At 43.8% G+C, this 19,424-nt stretch carries 20 protein-coding genes; 9 read left to right on the top strand and 11 right to left on the bottom strand.

Features of this window, described 5'->3' with window-relative positions:
• Nucleotides 1-40 precede the first annotated feature (40 nt).
• The 3 genes from NYE45_RS14160 to NYE45_RS14150 all read left to right on the top strand — a co-directional run bounded on the left by NYE45_RS14160 (nt 41) and on the right by NYE45_RS14150 (nt 3,127).
• Nucleotides 41-1,354 carry an ABC transporter substrate-binding protein gene (locus NYE45_RS14160; RefSeq protein ID WP_340017130.1) on the top strand — a complete coding sequence of 438 codons (1,314 nt, stop codon included), beginning with the start codon at nt 41-43 and terminating at the stop codon, nt 1,352-1,354.
• A 68-nt stretch (nt 1,355-1,422) separates the two neighbouring features.
• Nucleotides 1,423-2,295, top strand: a complete 873-nt coding sequence (locus NYE45_RS14155; RefSeq protein ID WP_062834362.1) for a sugar ABC transporter permease — start codon at nt 1,423-1,425, stop codon at nt 2,293-2,295.
• A gap of 1 nt (nt 2,296) precedes the next feature.
• On the top strand, nt 2,297-3,127 hold the full coding sequence (locus NYE45_RS14150; RefSeq protein ID WP_017688542.1) for a carbohydrate ABC transporter permease: 831 nt from the start codon (nt 2,297-2,299) through the stop codon (nt 3,125-3,127).
• A 121-nt stretch (nt 3,128-3,248) separates the two neighbouring features.
• On the opposite strand, the gene NYE45_RS14145 is transcribed toward NYE45_RS14150, so the two are convergent.
• Nucleotides 3,249-3,953 (bottom strand): SDR family oxidoreductase, encoded by a 705-nt coding sequence (locus NYE45_RS14145; RefSeq protein ID WP_264926096.1) that lies wholly within the window; start codon nt 3,951-3,953, stop codon nt 3,249-3,251.
• Between the two features lie 221 nt (nt 3,954-4,174).
• Nucleotides 4,175-6,589: an RNA polymerase recycling motor HelD gene (helD, locus tag NYE45_RS14140; RefSeq protein ID WP_340017129.1), complete on the bottom strand. Its 2,415-nt coding sequence runs from the start codon at nt 6,587-6,589 to the stop codon at nt 4,175-4,177.
• A 372-nt stretch (nt 6,590-6,961) separates the two neighbouring features.
• Between helD and NYE45_RS14135 the strand changes: the two genes are divergently transcribed.
• The 3 genes from NYE45_RS14135 to NYE45_RS14125 all read left to right on the top strand — a co-directional run bounded on the left by NYE45_RS14135 (nt 6,962) and on the right by NYE45_RS14125 (nt 9,539).
• Complete coding sequence (locus tag NYE45_RS14135) at nt 6,962-7,279, top strand: helix-turn-helix domain-containing protein (RefSeq protein ID WP_340017128.1); 318 nt, start codon at nt 6,962-6,964, stop codon at nt 7,277-7,279.
• Between the two features lie 95 nt (nt 7,280-7,374).
• Nucleotides 7,375-8,307 (top strand): NmrA family NAD(P)-binding protein, encoded by a 933-nt coding sequence (locus tag NYE45_RS14130; protein WP_340017127.1) that lies wholly within the window; start codon nt 7,375-7,377, stop codon nt 8,305-8,307.
• Nucleotides 8,308-8,558: 251 nt separating this feature from the next.
• On the top strand, nt 8,559-9,539 hold the full coding sequence (locus NYE45_RS14125; RefSeq protein ID WP_340017126.1) for an aldo/keto reductase: 981 nt from the start codon (nt 8,559-8,561) through the stop codon (nt 9,537-9,539).
• A gap of 75 nt (nt 9,540-9,614) precedes the next feature.
• Here the strand turns inward: NYE45_RS14125 and NYE45_RS14120 are convergent, their stop codons facing one another.
• The 3 genes from NYE45_RS14120 to NYE45_RS14110 form a co-directional block, all read right to left on the bottom strand.
• Complete coding sequence (locus NYE45_RS14120) at nt 9,615-9,986, bottom strand: iron chaperone (protein ID WP_340017125.1); 372 nt, start codon at nt 9,984-9,986, stop codon at nt 9,615-9,617.
• Between the two features lie 127 nt (nt 9,987-10,113).
• Nucleotides 10,114-10,587: an HIT family protein gene (locus NYE45_RS14115; protein WP_340017124.1), complete on the bottom strand. Its 474-nt coding sequence runs from the start codon at nt 10,585-10,587 to the stop codon at nt 10,114-10,116.
• 179 nt (nt 10,588-10,766) lie between these two features.
• On the bottom strand, nt 10,767-11,807 hold the full coding sequence (locus tag NYE45_RS14110) for an NAD(P)-dependent alcohol dehydrogenase (RefSeq protein WP_340017123.1): 1,041 nt from the start codon (nt 11,805-11,807) through the stop codon (nt 10,767-10,769).
• Between the two features lie 192 nt (nt 11,808-11,999).
• Here NYE45_RS14110 and NYE45_RS14105 point away from each other — a divergent pair, with 192 nt between their 5' ends.
• Nucleotides 12,000-12,413 (top strand): MerR family transcriptional regulator, encoded by a 414-nt coding sequence (locus NYE45_RS14105; protein ID WP_340017122.1) that lies wholly within the window; start codon nt 12,000-12,002, stop codon nt 12,411-12,413.
• Between the two features lie 101 nt (nt 12,414-12,514).
• Here the strand turns inward: NYE45_RS14105 and NYE45_RS14100 are convergent, their stop codons facing one another.
• Nucleotides 12,515-13,093 carry a TetR/AcrR family transcriptional regulator gene (locus tag NYE45_RS14100; RefSeq protein WP_340017121.1) on the bottom strand — a complete coding sequence of 193 codons (579 nt, stop codon included), beginning with the start codon at nt 13,091-13,093 and terminating at the stop codon, nt 12,515-12,517.
• A gap of 292 nt (nt 13,094-13,385) precedes the next feature.
• On the opposite strand from NYE45_RS14100, the gene NYE45_RS14095 reads away from it, so the two are divergent.
• Entirely contained in the window at nt 13,386-14,309 is a 924-nt protein-coding gene (locus NYE45_RS14095; protein ID WP_340017120.1) for an AraC family transcriptional regulator, read from the top strand.
• A 139-nt stretch (nt 14,310-14,448) separates the two neighbouring features.
• Here the strand turns inward: NYE45_RS14095 and NYE45_RS14090 are convergent, their stop codons facing one another.
• From NYE45_RS14090 to NYE45_RS14070, 5 genes are all read right to left on the bottom strand, one after another.
• The gene (locus tag NYE45_RS14090; RefSeq protein ID WP_340017119.1) at nt 14,449-15,471 is read right to left on the bottom strand and encodes an NADH:flavin oxidoreductase/NADH oxidase; all 1,023 of its coding nucleotides are present in this window, start codon (nt 15,469-15,471) and stop codon (nt 14,449-14,451) included.
• Nucleotides 15,472-15,558: 87 nt separating this feature from the next.
• Complete coding sequence (locus tag NYE45_RS14085) at nt 15,559-15,924, bottom strand: hypothetical protein (RefSeq protein WP_340017118.1); 366 nt, start codon at nt 15,922-15,924, stop codon at nt 15,559-15,561.
• 50 nt (nt 15,925-15,974) lie between these two features.
• Nucleotides 15,975-16,619: an SDR family oxidoreductase gene (locus NYE45_RS14080; RefSeq protein WP_340017117.1), complete on the bottom strand. Its 645-nt coding sequence runs from the start codon at nt 16,617-16,619 to the stop codon at nt 15,975-15,977.
• A gap of 137 nt (nt 16,620-16,756) precedes the next feature.
• Nucleotides 16,757-17,182 (bottom strand): MarR family transcriptional regulator, encoded by a 426-nt coding sequence (locus tag NYE45_RS14075; RefSeq protein ID WP_340017116.1) that lies wholly within the window; start codon nt 17,180-17,182, stop codon nt 16,757-16,759.
• 184 nt (nt 17,183-17,366) lie between these two features.
• Nucleotides 17,367-18,395 (bottom strand): ABC transporter substrate-binding protein, encoded by a 1,029-nt coding sequence (locus NYE45_RS14070; protein ID WP_340017115.1) that lies wholly within the window; start codon nt 18,393-18,395, stop codon nt 17,367-17,369.
• 210 nt (nt 18,396-18,605) lie between these two features.
• Between NYE45_RS14070 and NYE45_RS14065 the strand changes: the two genes are divergently transcribed.
• The gene (locus NYE45_RS14065) at nt 18,606-19,418 is read left to right on the top strand and encodes an undecaprenyl-diphosphate phosphatase (protein WP_036608062.1); all 813 of its coding nucleotides are present in this window, start codon (nt 18,606-18,608) and stop codon (nt 19,416-19,418) included.
• The last annotated feature ends 6 nt before the right edge of the window (nt 19,419-19,424 follow it).

Genomic DNA, 19,424 nt, shown 5'->3' with positions numbered 1-19,424 from the left:
TGTAAACGGATTCACTAAACGTTTTAGAGGGGGATTTGCATTGAAAACAATAAAAAGAAAAAAGGCGATTTCCATTATTCTGGCCAGCTTATTATCCATCTCGTTAACCGCTTGTGGATCAGGCGGTACGGATTCCGGTACAGCTGCTGGCGGGGACAGTAAGGGCGGTAAAGTCACACTGGAGCTGGCGATTTCTAAAAGTTCTCAGGACTCTGCCTTCATTCAGCAAGACATTCTCGATGCATTCGAAAAACAAACGAACATTCGCGTCAATTTGCAGCTGATTCCAGCGGAACAAACGACGACTGTACTGCAAACCAAACTCGCTGTAGATGAAACACCTGACATTATTCAGTACAATCTGGCGAGCGCTGTTACGGACCTGAACCTTGAACGTAACTTCGAAATTCTGGATAACGAGCCTTGGGCCAGCAGAATTGTGAACAAAGACGTCCTCTCTTCTGGTGGACACCTCTACAGTTTCCATGTCAGCCAAGATACAGGGATGCAAGGAGTCGTTTATAACAAACAGATCTTTGAAGAACTCGGGTTGTCTCTTCCAACGAACTACGAAGAATTCCTGGCGATCTGTGAAAAAATCAAAGCGAGTGGCATTACGCCCGTATTCATGCCTTACAAAGATGCCTGGGCTGCCAACATTTGGCCTGCTGCAGCTTTTGCCGATTTTGTAGCCAAGAATGAGCCGACGTTTTTTGATGACTTGAACAGCAATAAGAAAAAATGGTCCGACATTCCGGAATTCAAGACCTTCCTGGAACAACAGTATGAAATTTACACCAAAGGATACACCAACACGGATGTGCTTAGCGATAGCTATGACATGGCCGTAGGTAAATTCCTGAACAAGGAAGTAGCCATGATGTTTATGGGAGATTGGTTAATTGAAGGCGTTGCTGAGCAAGATCCAAATATGGAACTGGGCGTATTCCCGATTCCATCGTCAGACAATGCCAGTCTGGGTGCAAGTCCACTCGGCGGACAACTGTTCATTCCTAAGAAATCTAAACATTTGGAAGAAGCTAAACAATTCCTGGACTATATCGCTTCCAAGGAAGTTGCACAACAGATCGTGGACTCCAAAGGGTACGTATCCAATTTTAGTGACGTCACCACACCGGAATTGCCGGCTTACAAGCAGGATATTGTAGACAACTATATTACACCTAAGAAAACAGTGCTGACAACGGATGCTTTCATGCTGGTTGACCGCAGCGAATTGTATCGGTTGTTACAGGATCAATTTGCAGGTGGTTTGTCACCGGAAGAAGTACTGAAATCCTGGGATGAGAAGTTCAGTCAGCTGATGCAGGATAAAGGTGTAGAAGGTTTCTAAAGAGTGAAATACAGGGCAGCATAACATGGACGATCGTTATGCTGCCTAGCTATAACGGAGTGTGAGACATGAAAAGGACTAAAAATTTGTATTCGTATTACATGATATTTCCCGCACTGATTATCTACTCCATCTTTTTCGTTGTGCCTGCTCTCGCCGCTTTCTATTACTCATTCACAGATTGGCGGCTGGATCGGCTGGAGCTGAAGTTCATCGGGTGGGATAATTTCGAGAAAATTTTCTCGGACAAAACGCTGATTCTGGCGCTGAAAAACACGGCGATATTTGCAATCGTCACCGTCGTTGGCAAGAATGTCATCGGTCTATTGCTGGCCGTAGGACTTAACATGCGATTAAGAACAAAGAACCTGCTGCGCGCGATCTTCTACTCCCCTTCCATTCTCAGCATCCTTGTGATCAGCATTTTGTTCACTCCCATGTTGCGTACCGAAGGTACCATCAACAATCTGTTGGAATCTGTTGGGTTACATTCGTTAAGCCAAGCTTGGCTGACCAACCCATCGATTGTCATCTGGACAATTGCCATCGTCTCGATCTGGCAGAGCGCGGGGTTCCAGATGGCCATCTATCTGGCTGGTCTGCAGTCCATTTCTCAAGAATATTACGAAGCAGCCAAGATTGATGGCGCAAGCTCGTGGAGAAGTTTTTTCAAGATCACACTGCCACTCTTATTGCCCGCAATTAACATTAACCTGATGCTGACATTGATCGGTGGACTTAAAGTATTCTCCGAAGTATATGTCATGACCGGTGGTGGACCGGGTAACGCTTCCCAGGTCGTGGGTACGATCATTCTGCGATCTTTCGGCGAAGGCAACTGGGGACTTGGTACGGCGGTCAACACCCTTCTGTTCGTGGTCGTTACCATTATTGCTATACCGCTATTGATCTTCATGCGGCGTAAGGAGGTTACGGAATAACATGGGCTATACACGCAAACTCGCCATCCGCAACTATATCGTGGAAGGTTTCCTGATTCTGGCCTCCCTTATCGTTCTGTTGCCGCTTGTCATTCTGATCTTTGGTTCTTTCAAAACCAGCGCCGAAGTGCTTAGCTTCTCCCTGAGCTTCCCAGAAACATGGCAGTTCTCGAACTATGTTCGTGTCTTCCAGGAAGGTGGTCTGTCGCGAGCATTCTTCAACAGCATTTTGATTACTGGCGTATCGTCCATCATTAATATCGTTGCCTCTTCGGCAGCGGCATTCATTCTGGCACGTCGGGAAACCAAACTATCCGGTACGATCTACATGTATTTCTTCATGGGACTGATTGCGCCGATGTCGATTATTACGACCATACGGGTCGTACAGGGATTAGGATTCTATGGCAGCATCACAAGTGTCATCCTGATCTACGCCGCGTTAAATACGGCCTTCAGTGTATTTTTGTATAGTGGATTCATCAAGACCATTCCAAGAGCACTGGACGAAGTGGCATTTCTGGAAGGAGCAAGTGTGTTCGGGGTGTTCTTCCGCATTGTCACACCGCTCATCCTGCCCGTTAACGCAACGGTAGCCATCATGGTGTTCATGTCCGTATGGAATGACATCACAATTCCGGTGTACTTCCTGACAGATAGCTCCACATGGACGATGCCACTATCAATCTACAATTTTTACGGCAAATATAGCCGGGACTGGAACCTGATCTTCGCCAATCTCGTGCTCACTTCGTTGCCTGTATTCATCCTGTATCTGTTCGGGCAAAAATATATTGTCAGCGGCCTTACTGCCGGTGCAGTTAAAGGATAAACCTTGTATTCTCACGGTTCTCAAGGAATAGAATTGGAGTATTCATGACGTACTTAACCCCCACCATTCTGGTGGGGGGTGTTTTATTTATAGCGAGAAAATGCATCTACACTTCTCTTCTCTATTTTTGAAACAATTGCGGGTAAAGGGCAGCAACACCACCAGCAAGACCCTGTTGTACATTCCGACTGGTATCATCAGCAATAATCTCGTAGAGATCCGCTTCGATTGAATCTATTGCAATTTTGGCAATATCCGTTGGGCTCGTTTTCGGTGCGTCGATACCTGCCGTCATATCCGTATCCATGAACGCCACGTGCAATCCGGCAACGCTAACCTTCTTAGGGGCTAATTCCAGACGTAATGCATTTGTAATTCCCCACTGAGCGGATTTTGCAGCTGAATATGCACCTGAGTTTCCAAGGCTGAGCCAAGATAGAGCAGACAGGATATTCAGTATCGAACCGCCCCCATTCTTCTCTATCACCGGTGCAAACGCACGAATCATTGAAAGCGTACCGAATACATGTGTATTGAACTCCAAGTGAATATCGTTCAGCTCACCTGTGAGCAGAGAAGCACCCGTAGCGGAACCAGCATTATTGATTAGAAGGGTTACATCACTAGCTACCTCAGCAGCAGCCATGACAGATTGTGGATCCGTAATATCGAGTTGCAGTGGAATAGCCCCCGGCAGATCAATGGATTCAGGGTTTCGTGCGCCAGCGTAAACTTTGGTTCCCCGCGCCAGCAATTCAAGAGCAAGTTCCTTGCCCAACCCTCGATTAGCCCCACTTACAATAGCAACTTGTTTGGAAATATTCATTTATTATTACTCCCTCTCATTGAGAATTTATTCATTTTCGAGCTGTTATGGGAATGATCATTCTCGTAACTCTCAATATCAATCTATCACATTGGGAACGATCAGTAAAGAATAACTTTTATGATTCATGTCTTTATAAAAAGAAGATGCCCGCTAACCTTTGAAATAAGGCTCCGAGCATCTTTCTTTGGTCCTTCATTGAGAACGGATTTGCATATTGATTATGATTTTATGTCATATAGATTCACAGGTAAAGCCTGCACAAATGGTGACCAGTCACTCACTGTGTATAGATGAAGTCGGTGCATGGCCCGTGTGCATGCCGTATACAGAAGCTTGCGATCATATTCCTGGCTGTAAGCTTCGGGTGAAGCATCATAGACCAGGACAGCATCGAACTCAACGCCTTTGGCGAGGTACACAGGGATAACCATGATTCCTTTTTCAAAAATCTGTGTGTCCTTTGTTATGAGCTGTAGCCCTTCGCCGCCTTGACCTCGTAACCTTTCATAGGCCTCACGGCTTTCAGCCGCAGTCTTCGTAATTACGGCAATAGAATCGAACCCCTCCGCCTTAAGCGCGGCGATGTCTGCGAGAATCTGCGCACTACGCAGCTTATCGTCCTTCAGTCTTGTTAAAAGAGGCTTCTGATCTCCCCTTTCAAACGGCCTGATCTCTTCTCCCCCTGGTAGCATGCATTTCGTAAATTCAACAATTTCTCTGGTTGAACGATAACTGCGTACCAGGCGTATCAATGTAGTTTCGGCTTCTCCGTAAAGGTGAATCAGTGGCGAGTTGGATGCTGCCAAATCCGTAGCCTGCATAAAGATCGCTTGCCCGAAATCACCCAGCACGGTCATGCGGGCACGAGGAAACAGTTTCTTGAGATATTCATACTGAAACGCCGAATAATCCTGACCCTCATCTACGAAGACATAACGAATCTCGGTGTTTGTCCGGACGCCTTCGATCATCTCTTTTACATATAAATAAGGAGTAGCATCCTCATGGAACAGCTTGTTCTGGAGGATCATGGCCTTGGTCTGTTTACAAATCTCAGGCCAGTGCTGTGGGGGAATTGCCCCATTCGTTTGTTCTCGATAAGCGGCTTCATCTTCAAATAGTTGTTCATATATGCCTTTTACATCCACGAACTGGAATTTCCGCACACTCTTTCTTAACGGTTTAAACATGTCTTTCACCAGTTTCTGACGAAGCAGCTCCTCTTCTCGCACTGCAAAGTTAAAGGCACCCTCATCTTGCACTGCGCTGTTATTCCCGTTATCTCGTGCTGCATATTTTTCCGCCACATCAAACACAGGCTTTTCTTTGTGCAACATGCGGAAAGCTTCCACATACTCATCCGTGTCCAGATAATTCAACTCCTCCAGAACCCAGTCTGCTTCCCGTTCCAGACGTTCCAGCGAAACAAGTTCTCTCAGCAGCCATTCCTGCAAAAGAAGTATACGGTTGGACAAGGTAAGATTCTGATCCAAACTGTAAAATTGGGTCTTGATTTGGTCTGAACTGATGAATTCACGTTCCCGAAATTGAATACCGTTGAACCGCATGCCCTCTCTTCCCAGCCACGCGCCATAGTTTTGGAGCACTTGCAGGAATGTCTCGGAAGCTTTGTACTTGATCGCCTCGAGACGAGCTTCATAACCTGGATCTTCATGGGCTGTCAGCACATATTCAATCTGATCAAAGGCATCCTCTGGTCGTAAGGAGGAATCCAGCCAATAATTCAGATATTCCTGAAAAGTCGTCTGCTGCATGTTCTCTTCACCAAGTTCCGGGAGTACGGTCGAGATATAACTGGTAAACATCGGATTCGGTGAGAATAGCACAATCTGATCTGCTTTGACGGTCTGGCGGTGTTTGTACAGTAAGTAGGCGACTCGCTGTAACGCTGCCGACGTCTTGCCACTGCCAGCTGCCCCCTGAACGATAAGCATTCGGCTTCGGTCATCACGGATAATGGCGTTTTGTTCCTTCTGGATGGTTGCTACAATGCTCTTCATTTGTGAGTCTGCACCCTTGGCGAGCACCTGCTGCAACAATTCGTCACCAATCGTTTCGTTTGCATCAAACATGCTAATAAGCTGCCCATGTTGAATCTGGAATTGGCGTTTAAGCTCCATCTTGCCCTCGATTTGTCCTGAAGGTGTGTCATAGTCTGCTGGCCCGGGAGAGTGATCATAGTATAAACTCGCAATTGGCGTTCTCCAGTCATAGATTAGAAAGTTCAATCCATCCTCATCCATGAAAGATGATACGCCAATGTAGATCTGTTCAGTAAATGTCATGCCTTTTTCCTTATAGTCGAAGCGACCAAAGTACGGCGTCGGAAGCAGTCTCTTAGTATTTTTCCATTGCTGAGTTAACAGCTTGTGCCCGCGCTCCCTCTCGGCCAACACTCTGGACTGCTGATTAATGGTATAGAATGCATCTTCAAAATCCGTGTACGAACCCGTGTTAATCGTCACTTCTTCCCAGAACCGTTTACGAATTTCGGCAGCCTGTTCATGCAATCCGGCAACCTTCGGTTCTAACTCGTCGAGTCGTGCCTGAAGTTTGTTCCTCACCTGTACTAATCTTTCCTCTTCCAACTTCCATTCGTTTGTTTTATCCATGAATGAGCCCACTCCCTTTTCCATTTATTAGGACCAAAAAAAGAGCATTGACAAATCGGAATGTCGGATGTAAAATTAAATTAGGAGAAATAATGATTCACCCTTTATATTTAATTGAAATGTCAATTGCGCTATAGATTATATCATGGCTTTTTTTCACGTTCAATGCTTTTTTTTCTTCTCTGTCTGAATTGAACGATAAATCATCTTGAAAAAGATGTCCCTTGAGCTACATTTGGGGCATCTTTTTTTTATGTCCTGGGCATGGTTCATAACCTGAATGCGTTGTAAACTATACACCCCTTTATAAATTCGATAAAATGAACGAAACATGAGATATGAGTTGATGCTTTCTAGGAGGGATACATAACCGTGAATATAGAACCTGTGGAGGACCGCTGTCCGGTTGAATTTGCAGTCAATATGATTGGTGGGAAATGGAAGCTATTAATTATAAATCGGCTCATCCGCCATTCAACAATTCGATTCAATGAATTGCAGAAAATGCTTGGTCCTATTACGCATCGTACGTTAACCAGGCAATTACGAGAACTTGAAGAAGCCGGTTTGATAAACCGTGTTACTCACCCTGTAGTTCCGCCTAAAGTTGAATATTCCCTGACCGAAAAAGGACAAAGTCTGACTTCGATCTTGTTTCAGTTAGGTGATTGGGGAGCGAAACATATGTAATACGCCTTCCCACAGTATCTCAAGGGATACTTTATATCATTAATGTGCGTACTTACCCTCCTATTCTAAATCCGTTATGCTGAGGTCAATGCTGAGTGCTAACTCATCCATTCCAATCACATATTGAAAGGAAGTTATTGACCACTATGACACAGAATGATCGATTTTTAGTATATGGAGCATCGGGCTCCCAAGGCGGCGCTGTCGCTCAATTACTCATTCAAAACGGTTGTGAGGTTCGCACAATTACTCGAAATGAGGAAACAGCCAAAACACTAAAAGAACAAAACATTGAAGCTTTCATCGGGGATTTATCAGATGTGGAACACCTCCATGCGGCGCATGAAGGTGTAAGTAAAGTATTCCTAAACCTGCCGGTGGAGTTCAATCCAGAAAAGATCAGACAATATACCAAAAATGCAATTGATGCTGCTATACAGGCAAACGTTAAATTGATTGTAGTTAACACCGGTACCTATGTTCCTGACCCTATCACCCATTCCAAAGGAATTGAATTGAAACGTGAAGTTATCCATGAATTACACCAAAGTGGTCTTCCATATATCATTGTGGAACCCATTGTATACTTGGAAAACTTCCTGATTCCCGGAATACTGAACAATGGCGTTTTGGCCTACCCGGTACCAGCAGACAAGCCGATCTCCTGGATTAGCTTAAACGATGCAGCTCAATTCCACTATTATGCCTTGACTCATTCGGAATTGGCAGGAAGCATTATCCCAGCACCCGGATTAGAAGCTCTGACAGGTGCACAATTAGCGGAACAATTCAGTGCTGTATTAGGTGAAAAGATCAGCTTCATGTCTCTACCTTTTGATCATTTTGAAGCAGCGATTCAGCCTTTGTTGGGAAGTGAGACAGCAGCAGGTCTTAAAGGATTGTACCAATGGATTGATGGGCATACCGATCTTCTTCCACGGTATGAAGAGTTGGATGATAACATCAAAGCCAATCTTAAATTAACCAAAATAAGCGATTGGATTCATCAAACAATAATTAAACAATAGTTTTCATTTGAAATCTCCTCTCGCCTTCTATTGATAAACAAGCCTTTTGAATCTCCACCGGAGAAACGAATGGCTTGTTCTTTTTATATGAGAAACTCATGGACTCAACTGATTCAGAGCTTCTGATAGGATTAGGCAAAACTTTGATAGAAATGTGGTACAGGTTAGTTCATTTGATATGACATAATAATGTGTAAATAGGTCACCATACAGGTGGCAATAATAAACATTAGAAAGGATTTGAATATGATATGGAATATACAAAACTTGGTAACACAGGTTTGGACGTATCTCGATTTTGCCTGGGATGTATGGGATTTGGGGATGCCAGTAAATGGGTCCATAAGTGGGTACTGAATGAAGAAGACTCTCGCCCCGTGATCAAAAAAGCACTGGATCTAGGCATTAATTTCTTTGATACAGCTAATGTATACTCTCTGGGTACAAGTGAGGAATACCTTGGTCGGGCATTAAAGGATTATGCCAATCGGGATGAGGTTGTCATTGCAACCAAAGTACACGGACGAATGCATCAAGGACCAAACGGTGCTGGCCTTTCCAGAAAAGCCATCCTGAGTGAGATCGATAAAAGCCTGAAACGACTGGAAACGGATTATGTAGATCTGTATATCATTCATCGTTGGGACTACAATACGCCTATTGAAGAAACCATGGAAGCCTTACATGAGGTGGTGAAGTCCGGTAAAGTGAGATATATTGGCGCTTCAGCCATGTTCGCATGGCAGTTCCAAAAAGCATTGCATGTAGCAGAGAAAAATGGTTGGACCAAATTTGTCTCCATGCAAAATCACTTGAACCTCATCTACCGTGAAGAGGAACGAGAAATGTTGCCTTTATGCAAGGAAGAGAAGATTGGTGTAACTCCCTACAGTCCTCTAGCTTCAGGCAGGTTGACCCGTGACTGGTCCGTATCGACACTGCGATCCGAGACAGACGAAATTCAGAAATCCAAGTACAATGCAACAAGCGATGCGGATCGACTTGTTGTTGAGCGAGTTGCATCCATTGCAGAAAAATACGGTGTCCCTCGCACTCACATTGCACTTGCCTGGTTACTACAAAAAGAGACTGTAGCGTCTCCAATTATCGGTGCCACCAAATTATCGCATCTGGAAGATGCGGTAGGTGCTCTTTCCGTTAAGTTGACCTCAGAAGACGTAACATTCCTTGAAGAGCCTTATGTACCTCACCCGGTAGTAGGTGCTCAATAATCGCTTGTGCTTAAAATATAGAAGACCTCCTCTTTCCGTATCCGGAAGTTGGGGGTCTTCTTTTTTTATTGCGATTTATTTACGCCAGAATGTTGAACAATCTGCCTTATCCGCTATATTGAACTCAATCATTCGCTCAAGTAATGAAAAGTCAATCTCCTGTTTCCACTTCATCCGCACCAACTCTTTGGTGTGATCATAACCTGCCTGCGTGATCTCTTCCGAAAAACGAATAATTCCTGCCTTCTCGGGAGCAACAGCCAAGTGTTGCTTGGATACACTAAAGCCAATAATAAAGGTCTCATGGTCGGTAAACATCGGCTGGTTCCAAGCTATTTTTTGCTTTAAATTCGGGAATTTTTCAGTGATCCAGTTCAAGACTTCTTCCGTTCGTGCCTGGTGTTCCGGGTTATCGATGCGTGCTATAAATTCTGCAAAGGTCTCCATTAGTTCCCCCTATAACAAGAAATATGCTACTTATTTTGCCCAATTCAATCTTATTCTATCATGAATAGCCCATTCAAAAAGCCTTATCTGCCGATAACTCAACAAAATATGAGCAGCCTGCTAGACTTTAAATGTTTTCTTTTATCCAAGATCGCAACTTATCCGCATAGAGCTTGCGTTCATCTGGATCGGACGGAGAACCATTGGTCAGATAAAGTTGATCGTTCACGTATCTGGGGTAAACATGGAGATGATAATGCCACACATCTTGATTACCAGCAGGCTCATTATGTTGCCGCGTCGAAATCCCATCACATCCATATGTACTTTTCATTGCAAATGCTGTAAGCTGAGCCGCGCGGTGAATTTCAACAGCGTAGTCCGCAGGGAGTTCAAAGATGTTCTCGAAATGTTGATTAGGGATTATAAGAACATGTCCTTTATTGTTTGGCCACCATTTGCCCGCTATGAATGCCGTTACCTTTTCATTCTGATAGATGATATCTCTTTGTTTTGTTCCCTCATCAGGTCGCTCAATACCCCAAATACGACAAAATGGACATTCGTACCCTTCGGGCTGATGTGAAAATGATGCTGTCATCTTTCTTATCCCACTCCTTTCATATTTTTCCAACTATTTATTAGACGCAGGTATCTTCTTTTCGTTGCGATAAGAAGGTGGGTCGTAAAACGATCAGCAATGAACAAAACAGAAAAGCAGCTTACCTTATCGGCAGCTGCTTTCTTCTATCTATAACTATCAATAATCACACTTCACAATTACATTGTGCTGTTATCGATAACAAAGCGATATTTCACGTCGGAAGCCAATACACGTTTGTAAGCTTCGTCAATCTGGTCAGCGGAGATAACCTCAATGTTAGGGGCAATATCATGTTCTGCACAGAAATCGAGCATTTCCTGCGTCTCACGGATGCCACCAATCATGGATCCTGCGAATGAACGGCGATGGCCGATAAGAGAAAATACGTTTACAGCTAGTGGCTCAGCAGGAGCACCCACGTTCACGAGTGTACCATCAAGTGTGAGCAGTGAGAAATAAGCGTTAATATCAATATTCGCACTTACTGTGTTGATCATCAGATCAAATGTGCCTGCAAGTTTCTCGAATGTTTCCGGTTCGCTTGTGGCAAAGTAGTGATCTGCACCAAATTGCAGTCCATCTTCTTTTTTGCTCAAGGATTGGGAGAGAACCGTTACTTCCGCACCCATCGCATGTGCGATTTTGACAGCCATATGACCTAGACCACCCATACCTACAACGGCAACCTTCTTACCTGGGCCAGCTCCCCAGTGATGAAGTGGTGAATACGTCGTAATACCGGCACACAGCAAAGGTGCAGCAGCATCAAGTGCAATGTTATCAGGGATGCGAACGACGAAATCCTCTACGACAACAATATGAGTTGAATATCCACCTTGCGTAGGCTCACCGTATTTGTCTACTCCAGCGTAAGTTTGAATATTTCCTTTGAGACAGTATTGCTCTTCACCTTTGCGACAGTTAACACATTCACCACAAGAGTCCACCATACATCCGACCCCTACTCGGTCACCGACCTTATATTTGGAGACTCCAGTTCCTACATCGGTTACAATCCCGGCAATCTCGTGTCCAGGAACGAGTGGATAATTCACAGGACCCCATTCACCGTGGGCAGTATGGATGTCAGAATGGCAGATACCCGCATATTTAATCTCAATTAATACATCATTGGTATCTAGATCACGTCGTTTAATTTCAGCACTTTTGAATTTTTGGTCTGGTCCGTCAACGGCTCTGGCTTTAGCTATAATCAATGGGATAACCTCCTAGTAATTTAAAGTTCAAAGTTATCTTACCCCCTCTAGTTAACTCTAGGTCAAATGTTTATCTTATTTTTTTATCTTCGCTGCACTTTGACATGCAGTTATACAGCATGGTAGAATTCACTCGGATCAATCCTAGAGTTAACTCGAAGTCTACCCCATGTAGAAAGGAATTCATTCTAAATGACCTATTCAATCGGTGAAGTTGCCAAAAAATTAGACCTTACGGTATATACATTGCGTTATTACGATAAGGAAGGACTCATGCCTTTTGTGGAACGTACCACGAGCGGAACACGCTTGTTCAAAGACTCCGACATTGATTTTCTAAAGATCATTCAATGCCTGAAACTAACGGGAATGCCTATCAAAGACATTAAGGACTTCATTGAATGGTGCTCTGAAGGGGACTCCACGCTGAAGCAAAGATATGACATGTTTACGGAGCGAAAAGCGATTGTGGAAGCACAAATGGAGGAATTAAGAAGAACCATGGAAGTCATTGAGCACAAATGCTCCTACTACGAAACGGCTATGGAAGCTGGAACCGAAGAGATTCACAAAATTAAACCGATAGACAATGCCATCAGCAATTGATGGCTTATGCTTTTTCTTCTAAAAAATTGGCGCACAAAAAAAAGCAGCTTGAAGTCCACTGACGGATCTCAAGCTGCTTTTTTGTGGTACGTCTCTGCTCATCATTTCTCCAAAAGTTTTATCGATACATCGATAATCCGGCTTAATTTTTCTTTATCCATCGAAGTTCTTCCCATTGCTCTTATGCCGACGGAAATATTGTGCAGGTATTCTGCCATTTCCTTCGCATCATGGTCTGAAGCGAATTCTCCGTCCCGCTGTCCCCATTGGATAATCTGCTCGAACATCCGCTCTGTGTCGTTAAAGGATTCAAGAGATCGGGTATCTACATCCGAATCACGTGTGCCCAGCTCTACCGCCGAGTTTACGATCAGGCAACCCGATGGTGTATCCTCTGCTTCACTGATCATAACATCAAAAATTTTATGCAGTGCTTCCACTGCCATCTTGGACGCTTTAATTTCTGAAAGTAATGTCGTGCTGATCTTCCCTTTATAGCGATCCATAGCCTGCAAAAACAGCGTATGTTTATCGTCGAACGTATCATATATACTTCTGCGATGAATGCCCATATGCTCAACCAGGTCACTCATCGACGTCTTCTCGTAACCTTGTTCCCAGAATATCTTCATTGCTTTATCCAATACTTCGTTCACTTCAAACTCTTTACTTCTAGCCATTCGACTTCCCTCCCAAAATCAATCTAACACATTGGGAACGATCAGTAAATAAAATGTACAGAGATACCTCTTTTCATTCTTATCTGATCCGTGTATTAGCTAATTCGTAAGTGTATAACTTGTGTACTTGTTGTATATCATGACCTGTGTACTTGTGAATATGCGCCAGCAATCACCATGTCTTATCTATTCACATCAATTGTTTGCCTATTCCTATCCGTTTTCTACCGCCTAGAGTCTAAATACGATAGAATGTAACTTATTATGTTGTGTCGAAAAAGGAGAACTATGTATGTCTGATCGAATACATGAACACCAGGTCGAATTAGCCAGATGCATTGACCGTTATTCCAACAAGGATGGAGTGCACTCAACTGCGATCCCTTCATTATTTCTAATCCGTGAATCGATCGTTACTGAACCTATATTTAGAGTGAATGAACCTTCTTTCTGCATTATCGTACAGGGTGAGAAAGAGGTCCTGCTGGGACAGGATCGTTTCCGATATGGTCTAGGAAGTTATATCGTGGCAACCGTTGACTTGCCGGTTAGTGGACAAGTGATTCAAGCCTCGTCTGAGGCTCCCTATCTGGCCCTGAAGCTTGAATTCACATCCAGTGAGATTCTGGAGGTATTGAACCATTCCGATTTCCCAGCAAGACCGCGGCAAAGTACGCGACGTGCGATGTTTGTCAGCCAAGCTGAGCCGTCTCTGCTCGATGCAGTCGTCAGGTTAGCCCGTTTGTTGGAAGATCACTCAGAAGATATCCCACTACTCGCTCCTTTGTTCAAAAAGGAAATTCTCTATAAAGTTCTGAAGGGACCCCATGGGATTGCCCTGGAACAAGCTACCATGGAGGGCAGCCACACTTATCGCATCAGAGACGTTATCGAATATATTATGAATCACTCTGATCAAAATTTTCGGGTTGAGGATCTAGCGGATTTGGCGAATATGAGTACTGCTTCGCTGCACAGACACTTTAAAGAAGTGACCGCCATGAGTCCTATTCAGTTTCAAAAACAACTGAGACTGCAAGAAGCTCGGCGCTTGTTATTATCCAAGTCCACCGATGCAGCAGATGTAGCATTTCAGGTAGGTTACGAGAGTCCTTCCCAATTCAGTCGTGAATATTCTCGCATGTTCGGATATCCGCCCAGAGAAGATATTAAACGCTTGAGAGGCAGAGCCGATGAAACGACTACCATCTCTTGACTGGTTACTGGTTAATATCGTCACTTTACCTCATCTAGTTTAACCACAAAAAGGACTCCTTCTGTTTTGTCAGAGGAGTCCTTTCTTATTCATGTATTAATGAAGATCGTTAAATCATTAACATGAAATTGTTAATACATTAAAAACCATTCGTATATTGTTTTGGAACGTCCGTTGCCTTACGCAAAGCAGACGCAGCTTCCAAGGCCCAGTAAGGATTTCTTAACAGACCTCTGCCCACTGCAACGAGATCAGCTTCTTCATTTCCGATGACTGCGTTCGCCAACGTAGGATCATTGAGTCTTCCAACAGCAATCACGGGCACATCAAGAGCCTCTTTGATTGCTTTAGCGAGAGGCACTTGATATGCCGCATGAGTTCCTGGTCTGCCCGATGCACCAATAGGTCCTTCTCCACCAGATGAGATGTCAAATACATCAACGCCTGCCTCTTGATATGCTTTGGCAAACTCGGAACTTTCGTTAATGCCATATCCACCTTCCACATATTCTTTTGCGGAGATACGCATCAACAAGGGCATGTCTTTGGGCATCTCTGCCTTCGCAGCCTGAATGATCTCCCGGCCAAATAACGTTAAATCTTGACCATATTCGTCTTCGCGCTTGTTCGTTAGTGGAGAATGGAATTGATGAATCAAATAACCATGTGCACCATGAATCTCAATCGCATCAAATCCCGCTTTTACAGCACGAGCTATAGCACTCCGGAATTTTTCAACCATTCCTTTAACCTCATCCGTTGTGAGCGCTCTAGGTTGCTTGGAATTCCCATCAAAGGCGATCGCGGACGGAGCTACTGGAACTTCAGCATCTTCTGCTTTGCGGCCCGCATGAGCAATCTGGATACCGACTTTGGCACCATAACTGTGACACGCATCGACGATCCGCTTCAGAGCTGGGATCTGTTCATCCGACCATAGTCCAAGATCAAAGTCTGAAATGCGGCCATCCGGCTCCACATCTGTCATTTCAATAATAATGAGACCTGTTCCTCCCACAGCACGACTAACGTAGTGCATGTAATGCCAGTCTGTTGCTATACCATCTTTTTGATCTACTGAATATTGACACATCGGAGCCATTACAACCCGGTTTTTAAGCTCTAAACCTTTAAAAGAATATGGACTAAACAAATCTGTCATCAAAATAAACTCCCCTTTTCATATAGCAAACTAATTATAATGCATGCGCAAGCATCAAAGTTTCGATCATTAATATTCCTGTATATTTCATGAAATCACATCAACCTTGTACTTCATCACATAAAGACATTTAAACCCACGCTTTCGCAATATACGTGCAGCCTTTTTGGATTGGAGTACACCAGGAGACATAATAATAACGTTATCTTCTCGCAGAAGGTATTTTTCCCATGTAAAAGCAAGACGTCCCAGTGAGATGTTAATGGTATCCGGAGTAGGATCAGCCCAGTAATCTGTTGCATCTCGGATATCGATCACCTTATATTGCCGATAAACACTCTGTTGTCTGAGAAATTCTTCATAATCTATACGTTTAAGATTAGGCTGCGGCCAAAATGGACGAACAGCGATGAAAAAACCTAATATGAAGGACAAAAGCATGAATCCCATCATTTAAAGTCCTCACTTATCTCTACTGATATCGTAGAAACTTTCATTCTGGATCAGAGTCTACTCAGTGCCTCAGGTATTGCAATCTCACCAGCGATTAGATCAAATGAACGATTATAGGTATTCTTCTCACTCAAACTAGCCATAATCACATGAGCTACGTCTTCACGAGCAATGTTACCGGATATGATATTCTCAGCAGCAGATATTTTCCCGGTTCCTGGTTCATTCTTTAAAATCCCTGGACGTATAATCGTATAGGTTAATCCGCTGAGTTCCAACACTTTGTCAGCATAATGCTTCGCTGCATAGTACGGCAGGATGTTATCATGCCAGTTTGCACGGTTATTGGCCTGGATTGCACTGACCATGATAAATCGATCAATACCTGCTTTTTGAGCCGCTTCAATGGTTTTCCCGGCACCATCCAGATCAATCAGAAGTGTTTTGTCATGCCCCGTTGTACCGCCAGATCCGGCTGCAAATACGATTGCATCACAACCCATTGCAGCATTTGCAATCGAATCAACCGTACCTTCCAAGTTGGCAAGCACCGTTTCCACACCCTGTGCTGACAATTTGTCTGCCTGCTCTTGTTTTCGTACCATGGCAAGTACGGTGTGCTCTTCACTATTCTTCAGAAGCTGGATAAGCTGTTGACCAATTTGTCCATTCGATCCCACGACGAACACCTTCATATTCAATGCCTCCTTATAAAAAAATCACCGCATCCATAATAAAAGCATGCGCATGCATTTAATTTAACGGATATATGAATGAGTGTCAAGTCTTCCTATAGGGTAAATTAATACATTACCCTATATTCACCCTAGCCTTAGAACAATTCTTTTGTGAGGTTCTCTAATCGAGTCTCAAATCCATCCTGTTCCAATTCGGCTTGCAAGACCTGATTAAACGTTTGAAGTGCTTTCTTGTATTTATTCTCTCCAAGCTCTGTAATACGAGTGTAAATGCCACGCCGATCATCTTCACATGTATGTCTTTCCAGAGCCCCACAATCTTTGGCTTCCATCCTTACGACAAGCCTGGATGTAGCACTTTGGCTCAACCCCACCAGTTCTTGTAGTTGCTGTAGGCGTAATTCCTTACCCTCGGCATTAAATATAAAGTTTAAAACATAAAATTCCTTCAAAGATAAGTCATATTCTTGAAGAAGGGCTTGTTCCAACTTCTCGTTCAGATGGGTATGCATGTTAGACAAAGACAACCATACATTCAAGCGTTCACTTTTTTGTTGCAAGCTAGATCACCCCACTTGATTTTAAATGTTCGTCTACCGTTATCTTATTGTATCAAGCTTAATTAAATTGGTCAAAATCCATCCATAATCGACCTATATAAAATAACTCGCTCATAAAAAGAGCATTCCCCGTCTAGTAACGACGCTTGGAAATGCTCTGCACTACCATCTATACAGTTCTATATTACTTCGCCGAAAGCAGACTATCGGAAATAAACTGCAGCTGACCTTCCAACGTTAACGGATCGTTATACGAATCTGAAGTTGGATCAAGTTGGAACACATGATTTGCCTTCACCGCAGGCAAGTTCTTCCATAATGCATTATCATACACGATCTTGGGATCGGTTGTATCTCCCGACCACGGGCTGGTGAAGATAATATCACCCGAATACTCCGGTAATAGTTCCATGGAGATCGAAGCCCATCCAGTTCCGCTGTCAATAGCTTCAGCTTGGGCCTTGGCTGGTGCTTTGAGACCAAACTCCCCGTAAATAATTTCACCGCCTCGACCATAGTTATGACCGAATACAAATAATCCTTTGGCGTACGGATTCAGGATGGAAACCGTGCGATCACCTACAGCTTCCTGAACTTTAGGCTTGAGTTCGTTGATCTTCGCTTCCCATTTCGCATTCCAAGCTTTAGCTGCGTCTTCTCTATTGGTGAGCTTACCCATTTCGAGCATCAAATCTTTGAAATCGCGCTTACCAAATGTAATCTGTACGACAGGTGCAATCTGCTCCAGCTTATCGATGCCCTCTGTGCCAGTGTACACGATAAAGAGGTCAGGTTTTAAGCTGATTAACTTTTCTGGGGTAGGCTCTTCACCCAGATCGCTGGTGCCTGCTGCTGCAAGTTGGTCCTTGATATACTTGTTGTTCATCGCACCTGATAAAGCGCCGACTACCGGTGCATCCAAGGCAACAAAGTACCCTGTCGAGAATGATGTCAAATCAATAATACGTTTTGGATTTTTGGGCACCTGTACTTCGCCTGCATCCGATTGATATGTAACGAGTTCCTCTTCGCCAGTTGCCGCTTCATCAGCGGAAGAAGCTGAATCCGAGTCCGTCTTGGTTTCTGTCTCAGCAGCTGCATTCGTGTTGTCCCCGGTTGTACTATCCGTCGTGGCAGCCTGACCACATGCACTAAGTACAAGCAGCAATATGAGTGCCATCATGATCCATATTGGTTTTCTCTGTTTACGCAAAATAAACCCACCTCTTCGTTGATATTGATAATCGTTATCAACGATATCATGCTATGCAGGATTTGACAAGCAATGTTTATTTTACTCCCTCTATGAACTCTAACTTGCAAGTCACCAAGTTAAACAGCTATCATCAATAGAGTATACCATTCATTTTTTCTTAAAAAGAGAGTATTAAAAAGCCAATGAAACGTATTCAAGGAGGAAAACATGGAAGAGATTATATTGTGGTTAAAGTATTTGTTTTTAGGTATTGTTCAAGGTGCAACGGAGCCGATCCCGGTCTCCTCAAGTGGTCATTTGATCATCGCTCAGAAACTCATGGGCATCAAGCAGAATGGCTTGTCATTTGAAATTTTAACAAACACGGCATCGCTTATCGCTATTATTTTTATTTTCCGGGAAGATATCAAAAAGTTGATTATTGGTGCACTTGGTTACCTGCGTACTCGTAAAGAAGAATATCGAGCAGACTTCATGTTTTGCTTATACATAATTATTGGTACGATTCCTGCGGCAGTCGTTGCAGTCCTGTTCAAAGATCGGATTGAAGAAATCTTCTCATCCGTATATACCGTTTCCATCGCGCTATTGATCACCGGGGTTGCCTTATGGCTGATTCGTAATCTTCGTGGTCGTAAGCAGGACGGAGATCTGTCTACGAAAGATGCATTGTTGGTAGGTCTGGCTCAGGCAGTCGCTCTTATTCCGGGCATTAGCCGCTCAGGGGCAACTGTAATTGCGTCCATCGCTGTCGGCATGAAACAGGAAACAGCTTTGAAGTTCTCCTTTATGCTGTATATTCCCATAAGCATTGGTGGACTCATCATGGGGGTATCCGACATCGCCAATGATCCGAATCGTTCACAGCTGGCGATCCCTTATCTGATTGCATTCATCACGACGCTCTTCGTCACCTATTTCTCCATGAGATGGTTTATGGGCATTATGGCCAAAGGCAACCTGAAATACTTTTCGTATTACTGTTTTGCAGCAGGTACATTATTGCTGATTTTCTTATAAAAAAGT

The sequence above is a fragment of the Paenibacillus sp. FSL K6-1318 genome (assembly GCF_037976905.1).
Taxonomy (GTDB): Bacteria; Bacillota; Bacilli; order Paenibacillales; family Paenibacillaceae; genus Paenibacillus; species Paenibacillus amylolyticus_A.
Note: the sequence above shows the minus strand (reverse complement) of the source record. Positions and strands in the feature narration are given on the sequence as shown.